General features: G+C 68.0%; 13 protein-coding genes. All 13 read left to right on the plus strand.

Annotated elements, in window-relative coordinates; translation table 11 throughout:
• Positions 1–4 precede the first annotated feature (4 nt).
• Positions 5–412 carry an allophanate hydrolase-related protein gene (locus tag BLV94_RS33825; RefSeq protein ID WP_072951000.1) on the plus strand — a complete coding sequence of 136 codons (408 nt, stop codon included), beginning with the start codon at positions 5–7 and terminating at the stop codon, positions 410–412.
• A 26-nt stretch (positions 413–438) separates the two neighbouring features.
• A complete protein-coding gene (locus tag BLV94_RS33830) occupies positions 439–1260 on the plus strand; it encodes a hydroxypyruvate isomerase family protein (RefSeq protein WP_072951003.1) in 822 nt (273 codons plus the stop codon).
• Positions 1261–1297: 37 nt separating this feature from the next.
• Positions 1298–2182 (plus strand): 2-hydroxy-3-oxopropionate reductase, encoded by an 885-nt coding sequence (locus BLV94_RS33835; protein ID WP_072951006.1) that lies wholly within the window; start codon positions 1298–1300, stop codon positions 2180–2182.
• 36 nt (positions 2183–2218) lie between these two features.
• Entirely contained in the window at positions 2219–4024 is a 1806-nt protein-coding gene (gcl, locus tag BLV94_RS33840; protein WP_072951008.1) for a glyoxylate carboligase, read from the plus strand.
• A gap of 8 nt (positions 4025–4032) precedes the next feature.
• Positions 4033–5184: a glycerate kinase gene (locus tag BLV94_RS33845; RefSeq protein ID WP_072951010.1), complete on the plus strand. Its 1152-nt coding sequence runs from the start codon at positions 4033–4035 to the stop codon at positions 5182–5184.
• Complete coding sequence (gene alc, locus BLV94_RS33850; protein WP_072951012.1) at positions 5181–6236, plus strand: allantoicase; 1056 nt, start codon at positions 5181–5183, stop codon at positions 6234–6236. The genes BLV94_RS33845 and alc overlap by 4 nt, the downstream gene beginning before the upstream one ends.
• Before the next feature lie 44 nt (positions 6237–6280).
• Complete coding sequence (locus BLV94_RS33855; RefSeq protein ID WP_072951014.1) at positions 6281–7678, plus strand: NAD-dependent malic enzyme; 1398 nt, start codon at positions 6281–6283, stop codon at positions 7676–7678.
• On the plus strand, positions 7671–9014 hold the full coding sequence (gene allB, locus BLV94_RS33860; protein ID WP_072951016.1) for an allantoinase AllB: 1344 nt from the start codon (positions 7671–7673) through the stop codon (positions 9012–9014). The genes BLV94_RS33855 and allB overlap by 8 nt, the downstream gene beginning before the upstream one ends.
• Positions 9015–9220: 206 nt before the next feature.
• Positions 9221–10744: an NCS1 family nucleobase:cation symporter-1 gene (locus BLV94_RS33865; protein WP_072951018.1), complete on the plus strand. Its 1524-nt coding sequence runs from the start codon at positions 9221–9223 to the stop codon at positions 10742–10744.
• Between the two features lie 12 nt (positions 10745–10756).
• Positions 10757–11482 (plus strand): aspartate/glutamate racemase family protein, encoded by a 726-nt coding sequence (locus BLV94_RS33870; RefSeq protein ID WP_072951021.1) that lies wholly within the window; start codon positions 10757–10759, stop codon positions 11480–11482.
• A gap of 60 nt (positions 11483–11542) precedes the next feature.
• Positions 11543–14386, plus strand: coding sequence for a pyruvate dehydrogenase (acetyl-transferring), homodimeric type (gene aceE, locus BLV94_RS33875; RefSeq protein ID WP_074933889.1), 2844 nt, complete (start codon positions 11543–11545; stop codon positions 14384–14386).
• Between the two features lie 18 nt (positions 14387–14404).
• A complete protein-coding gene (gene pyk, locus BLV94_RS33880; RefSeq protein ID WP_072947950.1) occupies positions 14405–15877 on the plus strand; it encodes a pyruvate kinase in 1473 nt (490 codons plus the stop codon).
• A gap of 134 nt (positions 15878–16011) precedes the next feature.
• Positions 16012–18192 carry a malate synthase G gene (locus BLV94_RS33885; RefSeq protein ID WP_072948118.1) on the plus strand — a complete coding sequence of 727 codons (2181 nt, stop codon included), beginning with the start codon at positions 16012–16014 and terminating at the stop codon, positions 18190–18192.
• The last annotated feature ends 9 nt before the right edge of the window (positions 18193–18201 follow it).

Genomic DNA, 18201 nt, shown 5'->3' on the forward strand with positions numbered 1-18201 from the left:
CAAGATGGCCGAATTGTTCTGCAACGGTGGAGCGATGCGTGGCGGAAACCTGCATCACAACGTGTCTGCGCACACGTTCCTCGGCACGGTACGGACCGCGCCGAACTACCGATTCTTCTCCGTACGCGACGAATTCCCTGCCCTTCTCCTGACGGAGACCGGAGGCGCCTCGATCGAGGGCGAACTCTACGACGTGCCGATCGGCGACATCCGCACCGACTTCCTCCCCGAGGAGCCCGAGGAACTCGAGCTCACCGTGATCGAACTGTCCGACGGCCGTTCGGTTCTCGCAGTAGGGCTGCGACCGGGTCTGCTCGAGAGCAAGGCCGGTGAGCTCACCGAGATCACCGATCACGGCGGCTGGCGACGCTACCGCGGCCTGCCCGAGCCCGACAACACCACCGTCTCCTGAACACCCCGAAAGCGAAAGAACAGCCGATGGACAACATTGCCTACACCCTGAACTGCTCGATCCTGCTCACCGACGTGCCGCTCCTGCAGCGCCCGCAGGCCGCCCGGGATGCCGGATTCGACGCCGTCGAATTCTGGTGGCCGTTCGACACCGCCGTACCGAAGGACAGCGACGTCGACGCCTTCGTGGCCGCGGTCGAGAACGCCGGAGTGCAGCTCACCGGATTGAACTTCGCGGCGGGCAACATGCCGGCGGGGGATCGCGGACTGCTGTCCGACCCGGCGCAGGTGTCGGCGTTCCGTGACAACATCGACGTCACCGTCGGAATCGGAGAACGGCTGGGCACCAAAGCTTTCAACGCCCTGTATGGTAATCGTATCGACGGCACGGATCCGAAGATTCAGGACGACACGGCCACCGAGAACCTCGCTCAGGCGGGCAAGGCAGCAGATCGTATCGGTGCGGTCGTGCTCGTCGAACCGGTCAGTGGCACACCGGCGTACCCGCTGAAGACGGCGGCCGAGGCGATCGCCGTGATCGACCGGGTCAAGGCCGAGCACGGTGTCGATTCGCTCCGGCTCCTCGCGGACCTCTACCACCTCGAGGTCAACGGCGACGACGTCGGCGCCGCGATCGACACCTACGCCGACCGGATCGGGCACGTGCAGATCGCGGACGCGCCGGGGCGCGGCGAACCCGGCACCGGAACCCTCGACATCGACGGCTACCTGACGCGACTGGCCGGACACGGTTACCGCGGCTACGTCGGCCTCGAATACAAGGCGACGCGGCCGGACACGTTCGACTGGCTGCCACGCGAGCAGCGCGCGACCCGCGCCGGCCGCTGACACGCACCACCACATTTCGACGGAATCGAGGAGACTCGTGAGCACAATCGCATTCATCGGACTCGGAATCATGGGCAGCCCCATGGCCGTTCATCTCACCAAGGCCGGCCACCAGGTGGTCGGATACAACCGCTCGCCCGAGCGCACCGCGGCACTCGTCGAGGCCGGAGGCACCGCGGCCGACTCCATCGCCAAGGCCGTCGCCGGTGCCGACATCGTGGCCGTCATGGTCCCCGACTCGCCCGACGTCCAGGCCGTACTCGCCGGTGAGGACGGTGTGTTCGCGCACGCCCCGGCCGGCGCCCTGATCATCGACTTCTCGAGCATCCGGCCCGACGTCACCACCGCACTCGCCGCGCAGGCGGCCGAGCGTGGCTTCCGGCTGATCGACGCCCCGGTCTCGGGCGGTGAGGCAGGCGCGAAGAACGCGGCCCTGTCGATCATGGTCGGTGGCAAGGACGAGGACTTCGCCGCCGCGAAGCCGATCTTCGACGTCGTCGGGAAGACCGTAGTCCACGTGGGCCCGAACGGCTCCGGGCAGACGGTGAAGGCCGCGAACCAGTTGATCGTCGCCGGCAACATCCAACTCCTCGCCGAGGCGATCATCTTCCTCGAGGCCTACGGTGTCGACACCGCGGCCGCCGTGGAGGTGCTCGGTGGCGGGCTGGCCGGATCGGCCGTCCTCAACCAGAAGGCGCAGAAGATGCTGGACCGGTCGTTCGAACCCGGATTCCGCATCGACCTGCACCACAAGGACCTCGGCATCGTGACCAGCGCGGCCCGTGAGGCCGGTGTCGTGACACCGCTCGGCGCGGTCGTCGCCCAGCTGATGGCCTCCGCCCGTGCGAACGGTGATGGCGGCCTGGACCATTCGGGACTGCTGCGTGGAGTGGAGCGGCTGTCCGGCCGCCCCTCCCAGTGACCCGTTTCAACTCGTAATCCTCGATGGAGAAGTGATATGCCTCGTATGCGCGCCGCTGACGCAGCGGTCAAGATTCTGGAACTCGAAGGCGCCACCCAGGCGTTCGGCCTCCCCGGTGCGGCGATCAACCCGTTCTACTCGGCTATGCGTGATCACGGCGGGATCAAGCACGTCCTCGCCCGCCACGTCGAGGGTGCCTCGCACATGGCCGAGGGATTCACCCGCGCCAAGGCCGGGAACATCGGGATCTGCATCGGTACCTCCGGGCCCGCAGGCACCGACATGATCACCGGCCTGTACTCGGCGATGGCGGACTCGATCCCGATCCTCGCGATCACCGGGCAGGCCCCGGTCGCGCGCCTGCACAAGGAAGACTTCCAGGCCGTCGACATCGCGTCGATCGCAGGCCCGGTCACGAAGATGGCGATGACGGTGCTCGAGCCGGCCCAGGTTCCGGGAGCGTTCGCGCAGGCATTTCACCTCATGCGGTCCGGTCGGCCGGGACCGGTGCTCATCGACCTGCCGATCGACGTGCAATTGGCGGAGATCGAATTCGATCCCGACACGTATCAGCCGCTGCCCGTGTACAAGCCGGCCGCGTCCCGTGCGCAGGCGGAGAAGGCGCTCGACATGCTGGGTGCCGCCGAACGCCCGCTGATCGTCGCGGGCGGCGGCATCATCAACGCCGACGCCTCGGACCTGCTCGTGGAACTGGCCGAACTGCTGGACGTTCCGGTGGTGCCGACGCTGATGGGCTGGGGCACGATCCCGGACGATCACCGTCTCGCGGCAGGCATGGTCGGACTGCAGACCGCGCACCGGTACGGCAACGCCACCATGCTGGCGTCCGACTTCGTCCTCGGCATCGGCAACCGCTGGGCCAACCGCCACACGGGCGGCCTCGACACCTACCGCAAGGGACGCAAGTTCGTTCACGTCGACATCGAGCCCACCCAGATCGGTCGCGTGTTCGCACCCGACTATGGCATCGTCTCCGACGCCAAGGCGGCGCTGGAACTGTTCGTCGCCGTCGCGAAGGAGCGCAAGGCCGCCGGAACGCTGGCGGATCGCAGCACCTGGGTGGAGGACTGCGCCACCCGGAAGCGGACCATGCAACGCAAGACCCACTTCGACGACGTGCCCGTCAAACCGCAGCGGGTGTACGAGGAGATGAACCGCGTCTTCGGCCGCGACACGAGGTACGTCAGCACGATCGGGCTCTCGCAGATCGCCGGCGGACAGTTCCTGCACGTGTACAAGGCCCGCAACTGGATCAACTGCGGGCAGGCCGGTCCGCTCGGCTGGACGATCCCCGCCGCACTGGGAGTGGTTGCCGCAGAGCCGGAGACGTCGGTGGTGGCGCTGTCGGGCGACTACGACTTCCAGTTCATGATCGAAGAACTGGCGGTGGGTGCGCAGTTCAACCTGCCGTACATCCACGTGGTGGTGAACAACTCCTATCTGGGGCTGATCCGTCAGGCGCAGCGCGCGTTCGACATGGACTTCTGCGTGCAACTGGGCTTCGACAACATCAACACCCAGGAGCGGAGCGAGCACGAGACGCTGCCCGCGGTGCCGAAGGGGTACGGCGTCGACCACGTCAAGGTCGCCGAGGGGCTGGGCTGCAAGGCGCTGCGGGTCACCGAGCCCGGCGAGATCGCCGGCGCCCTCGAGAAGGCCCGTGAACTCGCCCGCGAGCACAAGGTCCCGGTGGTGGTCGAGGTCTTCCTCGAGCGCGTCACCAACATCGCGATGGGCACCGAACTCGACAACGTCGCGGAGTTCGAGGATCTGGCGGAGAGCTGGGAGCACGCCCCCACGGCCCTCATGCTGCTGGACTAGGGGTCACCGTGACACGTGTACTGGTCGCACCCGACAAGTTCAAGGGGTCCCTCACCGCGGCGGAGGTCGCGGACGCTCTCGCCGACGGGCTCGTCGCCGGTGCACCGTCCTGGGTGATCGATCGCGTTCCGGTGGCGGACGGCGGCGACGGCACGGTCGCGGCCGCCGTCGCCGCGGGGTGGACCCCGGTACCGGTCGACACGACGGGACCGACGGGGCTGCCCGTGACCTCGTTCTACGCGGTGCGCGAATCGACCGCGGTGGTGGAGCTGGCGTCGGCGGTGGGCCTGGTCCTGCTCCCCGGCGGTGCTCCGGACCCACTGGGTGCCAGTACATTCGGACTCGGCACCGTCGTCAGGCACGCGCTGGATGGGGGAGCCCGCGAGATCATCGTCGGTCTCGGGGGCAGCGCGTCAACCGACGGCGGTGCCGGCTTGTTGCAGGCTCTCGGCGTGCGTGTTCTCGACGCCGACGGCAGGGACGTCGCACCGGGCGGGGCGGCACTGCGCCACGCCGCCCGGGTCGACGTCACCGGTCTGCACCCGGCGGCGCGGGCGGCGCACTTTCGGCTCGCCTGCGACGTCGACAACCCGCTCCTCGGCCCGAGCGGCGCCACCGCCGTGTACGCGGGCCAGAAAGGCGCGGCGGCCGGACAACTCGTCGTTCTCGAGGACGCGATGACCCGGTGGGCGCAGGTCGTGCGCGCCGCGACGGGCCGCGATGACAGCCGGGCCGCGGGGGCGGGCGCCGCGGGCGGGGCGGCGTTCGGCGCGATCTCGGTTCTGGGTGCGGACATCCGGCCCGGCATCGACACGGTCCTCGGCCTCGTCGACTTCCGCGGGCGACTCGCCGCCGCCGACCTCGTCATCACCGGCGAGGGGTCGCTGGACGAGCAGAGCCTGCACGGCAAGGCCCCGATCGGCGTCGCGACCGAGGCGCGGAGGGCAGGAATCCCCGTCCTCGCCGTCTGCGGACGAAACCAGCTCAGCGACACGCAATTACACAGATCCGGCATCTCCGCGGCCTACGCGCTCGCGGACCTGGAACCGGACCTTTACCGATCGATCAGACATGCCGCGGAACTCCTGCGCCGGATCGGCCGCACGATCGCCGCACCGTCCGACGAACTCGCAACACTCAGCACACGAGGAGAATCATGACTTCCGATTTCACCGCCCTGCCCGACCTCGCCTCGCGAGCCCTCGGCGGGAGCGTCTCCGCCGCCAACGACGAACTGTTCGCGCAGCGGGAGAACCTCATCAAGGCGGAGGCCCCGTTCTTCGACCCCGCGGACTTCGGGCACAAGGGCAAGGTCTACGACGGCTGGGAGACCCGCCGCCGCCGCGACGACGGCCACGACTACGCGATCGTCCGCCTCGGTTCCGCCGGCATCATCCACGGCGTCGTCGTGGACACCGCGCACTTCAAGGGCAACTACCCGCCCTTCGTCTCCATCGAGGCGGCGTCGATCGAGGGTTATCCGTCCATCGAGGACGTCATGAAGGCAGACTGGCAGACCATCGTCGAGAAGTCCCCGGCCGAGGGACACAAGGAGAACACGTACGCGGTCGCCGACCGGCACCGCTGGACGCACGTACGCCTCTCGATCCACCCCGACGGCGGCGTCGCGCGTCTGCGTGTACACGGTGAGGTCGTGCCCGACCCCCGGTTCCTGGACGGGACCGTGGACCTGCTGGCCGCGGAGAACGGTGGCCGCCTCGTCGGCTGCTCGGACGCGTTCTACGCGTCGCCCGCCAACATCATCCTTCCCGGCCGGGCCCGGAACATGGGGGAGGGCTGGGAGAACTCCCGGCGGCGCGGGGGCGGCAACGACTTCGCCGTGTTCTCGCTCGCCGCGGCCGGTCGCCCCCGGCACGTCGAGATCGACACCAGCTACTACGTAGGGAACGCGCCGGGCTGGGTGCGGCTGAGCACCGCCGACGCGCGCACCGCCGACATCGCGGACGAGGGCGCCTGGACGGAACTGCTGCCGCGCACGGCCGTGCAACCCGACACCCGGCACCGGTTCGTTCTGGACGCCGCCGCCGCGGCCACCCACCTGCGACTCGACGTCTACCCCGACGGTGGCCTGTCCCGGCTGCGGCTGTTCGGCGATCTCGACGAGACGGCACTGGCGGAGACGCGACGCACCTGGTGGGACGCGCTTCCGCAGACCCATCAGGCACTCGTCGCCGACCAGGCGCCCCGCTGATCGAGCGCACTCCCTACTCCTTCGACGAACCCGAGGAAACACCCATGCCCAACCCCAGTCCCGGTTACTCCATCACCGTTCGCGTCACGGCCCCGGTCGGCGCAGGCACCACGTCGACCCTCGCGGGGGCGGTGGCCTCCGTGAAGGGCGCCATGACCGCGTTGGACGTGGTCGAGAGCCACCCCGACCACATGGTCATCGACGTGACCTGCGACGCGTCCGACGTCGAGCACGCCGAGCAGATCGCGTCCGCGATCGCGGACGTGCCCGGCGTCGTGGTGGGCAAGGTCAGCGACCGCACGTTCCTGCTGCACCTCGGCGGGAAACTCGAAGTGGTGCCGAAGGTTCCGCTCAAGCACCGCGACGACCTGTCCCGCGCGTACACCCCCGGTGTCGCCCGGGTCTGCACCGCGATCGCCGAGAACCCCGAGGACGTACGACGACTGACGATCAAGCGCAACACCGTGGCGGTCGTCTCCGACGGTTCGGCGGTGCTGGGGCTGGGCAACATCGGTGCCGCCGCGTCGATTCCCGTGATGGAGGGCAAGGCGGCCCTGTTCAAGCAGTTCGCGGACGTCGACGCGTGGCCGGTGTGCCTGGACACCCAGGACGCGGACGCGATCGTCGAAATCGTCCGGGCCCTCGCCCCGGTGTACGGCGGAATCAACCTGGAGGACATCTCCGCCCCGCGCTGCTTCGAGATCGAGGCCCGGCTCCGCGACATGCTGGACATCCCGGTGTTCCACGACGACCAGCACGGCACGGCCATCGTGGTCCTCGCCGCACTCACCAATGCGCTGCGGGTGGTCGAGAAGAGCCTCGACACGGTGAAGATCGTGGTCTCCGGTGTCGGCGCCGCCGGGCACGCGATCATCCGCCTGCTGGTCGCGCAGGGGGCGACGAACATCGTGGCGTGCGGTCGGAACGGGATCCTCTCGCCCGACGACACGTCCGACTCGTTCCGCTCGTGGATCGCGAACAACACCAATCCCGAGGCCCGGTCCGGGTCGCTGCAGGATGCCCTCGCCGGTGCCGACGTGTTCATCGGTGTGTCGGCACCGGACATCCTGACGGGCGACGACATCGCGACGATGGGTCCCGACTCGATCGTGTTCGCCCTCGCGAATCCGGTCCCCGAGGTCGATCCCGTCGCCGCCGGACAGCACGCTGCCGTCGTCGCGACCGGTCGGTCCGACTTCCCGAACCAGATCAACAACGTGCTCGCATTCCCGGGCGTGTTTCGGGGTCTGCTCGACGCCCACGCCGTCGAGATCACCGACGACATGCTCATCGCCGCCGCCCGGGCGATCTCCGATTCGGTGTCCCCGTCGGAGCTCAACCCCACCTACATCGTGCCGAGCGTGTTCGACGCGGCCGTCGCCCCGGCCGTGGCGGCAGCGGTGCGTGGTGTCGCCGGCGCAGGTCGTGACGACGATGTCTGATCCGCTCGATCTGCTGTTCCGTGCCCCGCGGGTGATCACCTCGGCAGGGGAGGTCGCGCGCAGTGTGGGCGTGCGCGACGGCCGGATCGTCGTCATCGAACCGTACGGGGCCCAACTCGACGCCGAGGTCGTCGTCGAACTGGGCGACGACGAAGTGCTGATACCCGGTCTCGTCGACACCCACGTGCACGTCAACGAGCCGGGCCGCACCGAATGGGAGGGTTTCGCGAGCGCGACCCGCGCCGCGGCCGCCGGCGGGGTGACCACGATCGTCGACATGCCGCTCAACAGCATCCCGCCGACCGTCGACGCCGCGGCCCTGGACGTCAAACGCCGGGTCGCGTCCGATCAGGCCTACGTCGACGTCGGGTTCTGGGGCGGCGCCGTGCCGGGCAACGTCCCGGACCTGCGTGCCCTGCACGACGCGGGCGTGTTCGGGTTCAAATGCTTCCTGCTGCACTCCGGCGTCGACGAGTTCCCGCCGTTGGATCCGGCGGAGCTCGAACTGGCGCTGAAGGAGATCGCGAGTTTCGGCGCGATGATGATCGTGCACGCGGAGGACGCACACGCGATCGACCGCGCGACGTCACCGGGCGGCGAGAACTATGCCGACTTCCTCGACTCGCGGCCGCGGGGCGCCGAGAATCTCGCCATCGCGGAGGTCATCGAGCTGGCCCGGTGGACGGGGTGCCGGGTGCACATCCTGCACCTGTCGAGCTCCGACGCGCTGCCGATGATCGCGTCGGCCCGCAAGGACGGCGTGAAGCTCACGGTGGAGACGTGCCCGCACTACCTGTCGTTCGTCTCCGAGGAAATTCCCTCGGGAGCAACGCAATTCAAGTGCTGCCCGCCGATCCGTGAAGCCGGGAACCGGGAACTGCTGTGGCAGGGCCTCGCCGACGGTGTGATCGACTGCGTCGTCACCGACCACTCCCCGTGCACGGTGGACCTCAAACGATTCGACATCGGCGACTTCGGGGTCGCGTGGGGCGGCATCGCGTCGCTGCAGGTGTCGCTGTCCGCGGTGTGGTCGGAGGCCAAGCGTCGCGGGCACACCCTGAACGACGTGGTCCGGTGGATGGCGGAGAACCCCGCCGAGCAGGTCGGGCTGAACACGAAAGGGCACATCGCGCTCGGGTACGCGGCGGATTTCGCGGTGTTCGCGCCGGAGGAGGCCTTCGTCGTCGACGTGGCCGCCCTGCAGCACAAGAATCCCGTCTCCGCGTACGACCGCCGTGCCCTCGCCGGCGTCGTGCGCAGCACCTGGCTGGCCGGAAAACGGATCGACCTCGACGAGGCACCCCGCGGACGGCTGCTCAGTCGCGGACTGGCCTGACCCCGCCGCGACCCCGCCCGCTGTCGCACTGGAACGAAATATCCAGTGCGACAGCGGGTTTGTCGTGTTCGGGGCGGTGCGGCACCAAGATATATCCTGCGGAAATCATTGACCGGCCACTGTTGCCTGGCTCACACTTGGAGGGACCAATGGAACAAGCTTTCCGTGATACGGAAGTTAGTTCGCCGCCACGCAAGGACAGGCACATGCTCATAGACGACACAGTCTCGCGGCACACCACCACCGTCGACCACACTGCCGCCGCCGGCCGTCACACGACGACGAGTCCGAAACTCTACAACGCGGACCTGGCACCGACGAAGGCCGCAGGCCGTCGCTGGGGTTCCTACAGCATCTTCACGCTGTGGACCAACGACGTCCACAACATCGCCAACTACTCGTTCGCCATCGGCCTGTTCGCGCTCGGACTCGGCGGCGGCCACATGATCCTGTCGCTCATGATCGGCGCGGTCATCGTCTGCGTCGCCATGACCTACGCCGGATTCATGGGGCAGAAGACGGGCGTGCCGTTTCCCGTGATGAGCCGGATCAGCTTCGGCATCCGCGGGGCCCAGATCCCCGCGGTCGTCCGCGCGATCATCGCGATCGTCTGGTTCGGAATCCAGACCTACCTCGCGTCGATCGTCTTCCGGATCTTCCTCGTCGCCGTGGCGCCGTCCCTCGGCCGATTCGATCAGAACTCGATCCTCGGACTGTCCAGCCTCGGATGGATCTGCTTCATCGGGATCTGGGCGATTCAGATCGTCGTCCTCGTCTACGGGATGGAGGCCGTGCGCAAATTCGAGAGCCTGGCCGGCCCGCTGATCCTGGTCACCGTCGGCTCCCTGGCGCTGTGGATGCTGTTCCGCACCGACTTCTCCGTCGCCTGGGCGTCCGACAAGCCCGCATCGGGTGGGGAGATGTGGCGGCAGGTCTTCGCGGGCGCGGCCCTGTGGATGTCGATCTACGGCACCCTGATCCTCAACTTCTGCGACTTCTCGCGGCGCTCCCCGTCGAAGACCGCCGTCGTGCGCGGCAACTTCTGGGGCCTGTTCGTCAACGTCCTCGCGTTCGCCGTCATCGCGTTCATCCTGTGCGGCGCCCAGTTCCAGATCGACGGGACGATCATCGACAGCCCCACCGACATCGTCGCCGCGATCCCGAACACCCTGTTCCTGTCGCTGGCCTGCCTCGCGCTCGTCATCGTCACGATGGCCGTCAACGTCATGGCGAACTTCGTCGCACCGTCGTACGTCCTGTCGAACCTCGCCCCCGAGAAGATCAGCTTCCGCAAGGCCGGCATCATCAGCGCCTGCATCGGCGTGGTCCTGCTGCCCTGGAACCTCTACGACAGCCCGGTGGTGATCAACTACTTCCTCGGTGGCCTCGGCGCCGTCCTCGGACCCCTGTTCGGCATCATCTTCGTCGACTACTGGTTCATCCGCCGCACCAAGGTCGACGTCCCCGCCCTCTACTCGGACAGCCCCACCGGAACCTATTACTACCGCAAGGGATTCAATCTGCGGGCGATCTATGCCCTCGTTCCCGCCGCCGTGGTCAGCACCCTGTTCGCGATCGTCCCCGCCTTCCATCTCGTCGCCCCCTTCTCGTGGTTCATCGGAGCAGGTCTCGCGGCAGCCATCTACGCCGTCGTCGGCGACCGGACCCGGCACTACGTGGACGCTTCCGGCGAGTCGATCGCCGTGGACAGCGGCCACGGCGACCACTGACAGGAGATTTCGATGCGCATTCTCGTCGTCAACGTCAACACCACCACGTCCATCACCGACGCCATCGCCAAGCAGGCCGAGGCCGCGGCAGCACCCGGAACCGAGATCGTCGGGCTCACACCGGAGATCGGTGCCGAATCCGTCGAAGGGAACTTCGAGAGCTACCTCGCCGCGATCGCGGTGATGGACCGGGTGCGGTCGTACCCCGAACCCTACGATGCGGTGATCCAGGCCGGATACGGCGAACACGGCAGGGAGGGTCTGCAGGAACTGCTCGACGTCCCCGTCGTCGACATCACCGAGGCCTCCGCGAGCATCGCGATGATGCTGGGGCACAAGTACTCCGTGGTCACCACCCTCGACCGAACCGTGCCGCTCATCGAAGACCGGCTCCGGCTCGCGGGTCTCGACGCCAAGTGCGCAAGCGTGCGCGCCAGCGGTCTGCCCGTCCTCGCACTGGAAACCGACCCCGAACGCACGATCGAGGCGATCGTCGACGAAGCCGAAGCCGCCGTGCGTGAAGACAAGGCCGAGGTGATCTGCCTCGGCTGCGGCGGCATGGCCGGACTCGACGACAAAATCCGTGAGCGCACCGGTGTTCCCGTGGTCGACGGAGTCAGTGCCGCTGTGAAATTGGCGGAATCTCTTGTAGGGTTGGGACTCTCGACCTCGAAGGTGCGCACGTACGCGCCCCCGCGTCCCAAGCGGATCACGGGATGGCCGCTCGCGAAGCCCTAGTCATTCACACCGCCCTCACCCCGGGCGGACACACAGGCGCCCGACCCCGCGCCCGCAACGATGGAGTATCCCTTGCTCGAACAGACCACCACCTCCGCCGACCGCCCCCGCGCGGGCTCCCGCGTCATCCGTGAGGGTGTTGCGTCGTATCTGCCGGATATCGATCCGGATGAGACCACGGAGTGGTTGGAATCGTTCGATGGTTTGTTGGACCGGTCCGGTCCGACTCGTGCCCGGTATCTGATGTTGCGGATGCTCGAGCGGGCCGGGGAGAAGCACGTCGCTCTGCCGGCGTTGACGTCGACCGATTATGTGAACACCATCCCGACGGAGAACGAGCCGTGGTTCCCCGGCGACGAGGAGGTCGAGCGCCGGTACCGGGCGTTCATCCGGTGGAACGCGGCGGTGATGGTGACCCGCGCGCAGCGCCCCGGGGTGGGTGTCGGTGGCCACATCTCCACCTACGCCTCCTCCGCCGCGCTGTACGAGGTGGGGTTCAATCACTTCTTCCGCGGCAAGGACCATCCCGGCGGTGGCGATCAGATCTTCATCCAGGGCCACGCCTCCCCCGGCATCTACGCGCGCGCGTTTTTGGAGGGGCGGATCCCGGCGGAGCGGATGGACGGGTTCCGGCAGGAACACTCGCACACCGACTCCGGCGGCGGGTTGCCGTCGTACCCGCACCCGCGGTTGCTGCCCGATTTCTGGGAGTTCCCGACGGTGTCGATGGGGTTGGGCCCGATGAACGCCATCTACCAGGCCAGGTTCAACCATTACCTGCACGACCGCGGCATCAAGGACACCGCCGACCAGCACGTGTGGGCGTTCCTGGGTGACGGGGAGATGGACGAACCCGAATCCCGCGGCCTCGCGCACGTCGCGGCCACCGAGGGCCTGGACAATTTGACGTTCGTGGTGAACTGCAACCTGCAGCGCCTCGACGGCCCGGTCCGCGGCAACGGCAAGATCATCCAGGAGTTGGAGTCGTTCTTCCGCGGCGCCGGCTGGAACGTGATCAAGGTGGTCTGGGGCCGCGAGTGGGACGCGCTGCTGCACGCGGACCGGGACGGCGCCCTGGTCAATTTGATGAACGTCACCCCGGACGGCGACTACCAGACGTACAAGGCGAACGACGGCGGGTATGTGCGGGAGCACTTCTTCGGCCGGGACCCGCGGACGAAGGAGCTGGTCGCGAACCTCTCCGATCAGGACATCTGGAACCTCAAACGCGGCGGCCACGATTACCGCAAGATCTACGCCGCGTACGCGGCGGCGATGGCGCACAAGGGGCAGCCGACGGTGATCCTGGCGCACACCATCAAGGGCTACACCCTGGGTAAGCACTTCGAGGGCCGCAACGCCACCCACCAGATGAAGAAGCTGACCCTCGATGATCTGAAGAATTTCCGGGACCTGCAGCGGATCCCGATCTCCGACGCCGAGTTGGAGAAGAACCCGAAGATGCCGCCGTACTACCACCCCGGCCCCGATGCCCCGGAGATCCAGTACATGCTGGATCGCCGCAAGGCGCTGGGCGGGTTCCTGCCGCAGCGGCGGACCACGGCGGCGCCGTTGCCGCAGCCGGCGGATTCGACCTACGACGTGGTCCGCAAGGGGTCCGGTAAGCAGCAGGTCGCGACCACCATGGCGTTGGTGCGGATCATGAAGGAGCTGTTGCGGGACAAGGAGATCGGGAAGCGGATCGTGCCGATCATCCCGGACGAGGCCCGCACCTTCGGGATGGACTCCTGGTTCCCCTCGCTCAAGATCTACAACCGTAACGGGCAGCTGTACACGGCGGTGGATGCGGAGCTGATGCTGGCGTACAAGGAGTCCGAGATCGGGCAGATCCTGCACGAGGGCATCAACGAGGCCGGCTCGACGGCCTCGTTCACCGCGGTCGGCACCTCGTATGCCACGCACGGTGAGCCGATGATCCCGCTGTACATCTTCTACTCGATGTTCGGGTTCCAGCGCACCGGCGACGGCCTGTGGGCGGCGGCCGATCAGATGGCCCGCGGGTTCGTGCTCGGTGCCACCGCCGGCCGCACCACCCTGACCGGGGAAGGGTTGCAGCACGCCGACGGGCACTCGCTGCTGCTGGCCTCGACCAACCCGGCGGCGGTGGCCTACGATCCGGCGTTCTCCTACGAGATCGCGCACATCGTCAAGGACGGGCTGCGCCGGATGTACGGCGGCACCGACGGGGTGGACGGGTTCGGTGGTGAGGACATCTTCTACTACATCACCCTCTACAACGAGCCCTACTCCCAGCCCGCCGAACCCGCCGACCTGAACGTCGACGGCCTGCTCAAGGGCCTGTACCTGTTCAAGAAGTCCCAGGCCTCGGGCGGCTCCGCGCCTCAACACCGGCACTCCGCAGGCTCCATGCCTAGGGCGCAGATCCTGGTCTCCGGTGTCACCATGCCCGAGGGGCTGCGGGCCCAGCAACTGCTCGCCGACGAGTGGGGTGTGGCCGCTGACGTGTGGTCGGTCACCTCGTGGGGTGAGCTGCGCCGCGACGGCATCGAATCCGAACGCCGGGCCCTGCGGGATCCGGGCACCGACGCCCCGCTGCCCTACGTCACCCAGGCGCTGTCGGATGCGGCCGGCCCGTTCGTGGCGGCCTCGGACTGGATGCGCGCCGTCGCCGACCAGATCCGCCAGTGGGTGCCCGGCTCGTACACCACCCTCGGCACCGACGGGTTCGGGTTCTCCGACACCCGCCCCGCCGCCCGCCGGTACTTCAACGTCGACGCCGAATCCATCGTCGTCGCCGTCCTGTCCGCCCTCGCCGGCGAAGGCACCCTCGACCGCTCCAAGGCCGTCGAAGCCGCCACGAAGTACCGCATCGACGACGTCCGCGCCGCCGCCGTCTCCTACGCCGACACCGGCAGTGCCTAGAACGGAATCGAAAATCCGATGACAGCAACAGTTTCCGAAGATCTCCTGGTAGCCGGCCGGCAGGATGCCGCGTCGGCCCGGCGCGCGAAGATCGTGTGCACCCTCGGGCCCGCGACGGCAACCGGCGATCGCATACGCGAACTCGTCGACTGCGGAATGGACATCGCCCGGCTCAACTTCAGCCACGGCGACCATGCCGATCACGAGGCGAACTACAACCGGGTGCGCGACGCATCCGAACGCACCGGCCGGGCGGTGGGCATCCTGGCCGACCTCCAGGGGCCCAAGATCAGATTGGGACGCTTCGCGGAGGGCCGCACCGACTGGGCCGACGGCGACCTCGTGCGGATCACCGTCGACGAGTGCGAGGGCACCCACGATCGCGTGTCGACCACCTACAAGCAGTTGGCCGAGGACGCCAGGCCGGGCGACCGGTTGCTCGTCGACGACGGCAAGATCGGACTGATCGTCACCGGCGTCGACGGCAACGATGTGGTGTGCCGGGTCACCGAGGGCGGTCCGGTCAGCAACAACAAGGGTGTGTCGCTGCCGGGGATGAACGTGTCGGTTCCGGCCCTGTCGGACAAGGACATCGCCGACCTCGAGTTCGCACTGCGTCTCGGTGTCGACCTCATCGCCCTGTCGTTCGTGCGGTCGGCGGCCGACATCGAACTCGTCCATGCCGTGATGGACCGGGTCGGCCGCAGGGTCCCCGTGATCGCGAAACTCGAGAAACCGGAGGCGATCGACAACCTCGAGGCGATCGTGCTCGCATTCGACGCGGTGATGGTCGCCCGCGGCGATCTGGGTGTGGAGTTGCCCCTCGAACAGGTGCCGCTCGCGCAGAAGCGGGCCATCCAGGTCGCCCGCGAGAACGCGAAGCCCGTGATCGTCGCGACGCAGATGCTGGAATCGATGATCGAGAATTCGCGGCCGACCCGCGCCGAGGCGTCCGACGTGGCCAATGCCGTTCTCGACGGTGCCGATGCCGTGATGCTGTCGGGCGAAACGTCCGTCGGCAAGCATGTGATGGAAACTGTCCGCACGATGGCCCGGATCGTCAGCGCGGTGGAGGAGAAGTCCACGCACGTTCCGCCGCTGGGGCACGTGCCCCGCACGAAGGGCGGAGTCCTGTCCTATGCGGCCCGCGACATCGGGGAACGATTGGGCGCCGCGGCGCTCGTCGCGTTCACCCAATCGGGTGACACGGTGCGCCGGATGGCGCGCCTGCACACACCGCTGCCGTTGCTGGCGTTCACGCCGCTCCCGGCAGTGCGTGCTCAACTCGCGCTGACGTGGGGGACCGAGACGTTCCTCGTCGACCCCGTCGCGTCGACGGACGAGATGATCCACCAGGTCGACCACGCGCTCCTCGGCCTGGGCCGGTACCGGCGGGGCGATCTCGTCGTCATCGTCGCGGGATCGCCGCCGGGCACCGTCGGCTCGACCAACCTGATCCACGTCCACCGAATCGGCGAGGAAGACCACTGAAGGGATGTGACGTTGTAACCGTACGGCCGTCCGCTATTGACAGAACTCGATGGACACGGTTTTCTCTATGTCAAGATACGAAACTGTGTTTTCGCATCGTGGAAGTTTGCCAAGTGCGGAAGGTGAGTCATTTCATGACTGAGCGTGTTGAGGTCGGCGGTCTGCAGGTCGCGAAGGTGCTCTACGACTTCGTGAACGAGGAGGCGTTGCCGGGGACCGGGATCGACGTCGACGGTTTCTGGTCGGGTGCGGTGAAGGTGATCGAGGACCTGGCGCCGAAGAACCGGGCCCTGCTCGCCACCCGCGACGAGCTGCAGGCGCAGATCGACCGGTGGCACCGCGACCACACCGGCACCCCCGACCCGGCCGAGTACCAGCAGTTCCTGACCTCGATCGGCTACCTGGTGCCGGCGCCGGCCCCGTTCACGGTGTCCACGGCGAACGTGGACGCCGAGATCACCTCGACCGCCGGCCCGCAGCTGGTGGTCCCGGTCCTCAACGCCCGCTTCGCCCTGAACGCCTCCAACGCCCGCTGGGGGTCGCTGTACGACGCCCTGTACGGCACCAACGCCATCCCCGAGGATGGCGGCGCCGAGCCGGGCACCTCCTACAACACGGTCCGCGGCGACCGGGTCATCGCCTGGGCCCGCACGTTCCTCGACACCGCCGCCCCCCTCACCGAGGGCTCGCACGCCGACGCCACCGGCTACACCGTGGACGGGGACACCCTGCGGGTGGAGTTGGCGGACGGCACGATCACCGGGCTGGCCGAGCCGGGCAAGTTCGTCGGCTACCTCGGCGACCCGGCCACCCCGACCGGGGTGCTGCTGCGCAACCACGGCCTGCACGCCGAAATCCAGATCGACCCGACCTCCCCGATCGGGTCCACCGACCGGGCCGGGATCAAGGACGTGGTGCTCGAGTCCGCGGTCACCACCATCATGGACTTCGAGGACTCCGTCGCCGCCGTCGACGCCGACGACAAGGTCATCGGCTACCGCAACTGGCTCGGCCTGAACCGGGGTGATCTGACCGAGGAGATGACCAAGGGCGGGAAGTCGTTCACCCGCCGGCTGAACCCGGACCGCACCTACACCGCCCCCGACGGCACGCACCTCACGTTGCACGGGCGGTCGCTGCTGTTCGTCCGCAACGTCGGGCACCTGATGACCACCCCGGCGATCCTGCACGGCGACGGCACCGAAATCCCCGAGGGCATCCTCGACGCCCTGCTCACCTCCCTGTGCGCCGTCCACGGGCTGTCCCGCTCGGAGGCGTCGGGGCCGTTGGTCAACTCCCGCACCGGGTCGATCTACATCGTCAAACCCAAACAGCACGGCCCCGACGAGGTCGCGTTCACCACCGAACTGTTCGGCCGCGTCGAACAGGTCCTGAACCTGCCCGCCAACACGTTGAAGGTGGGGATCATGGACGAGGAGCGGCGCACCACCGTCAACCTCGCCGCCTGCATCCACGAGGCCCGCGAGCGGGTGGTGTTCATCAACACCGGGTTCCTCGACCGCACCGGCGACGAGATCCACACCTCGATGGAGGCCGGGCCGATGATCCGCAAGGCCGAGATGAAGCAGCAGACCTGGATCACCGCCTACGAGGACTGGAACGTCGACACCGGTTTGGCCGCCGGCCTGCAGGGCAAGGCGCAGATCGGCAAGGGCATGTGGGCGATGACCGAACTGATGGCCGAGATGCTCGAGCAGAAGATCGGCCACCCGAAGGCGGGCGCGAACACCGCGTGGGTGCCGTCGCCGACCGGGGCCACCCTGCACGCCACCCACTACCACCAGGTCGACGTGTTCGCCGTCCAGGACCGGTTGAAGGGGGCCCCGCGGGCCACCCTCGAGCAGATCCTCACCATCCCCCTGGCCCCGGACACCGACTGGACCGCGGAGCAGAAGCAGCAGGAACTCGACAACAACTGCCAGTCCATCCTCGGGTACGTGGTCCGGTGGATCGACGCCGGCGTCGGCTGCTCCAAGGTCCCCGACATCCACGACGTCGCCCTGATGGAGGACCGCGCCACCCTCCGCATCTCCAGCCAGTTGCTGGCGAACTGGATCCGGCACGGCGTCGTCACCGCCGACCAGGTCGTGGCCTCGCTGCAACGGATGGCGCCGGTGGTGGACCGGCAGAACCAGGACGACCCGACGTATCGGCCGCTGGCCCCGGACTTCGACACCAACATCGCGTTCCAGGCCGCCAAGGAACTCATCCTCGACGGCACCGCCCAGCCGTCGGGCTACACCGAACCGATCCTGCACCGCCGCCGCCGCGAATACAAAGCCGCCAACGCCTGACCCCCACGT

Origin of the sequence: Rhodococcus koreensis (assembly GCF_900105905.1) — a bacterium.
Classification (GTDB): Bacteria; Actinomycetota; Actinomycetes; order Mycobacteriales; family Mycobacteriaceae; genus Rhodococcus_F; species Rhodococcus_F koreensis.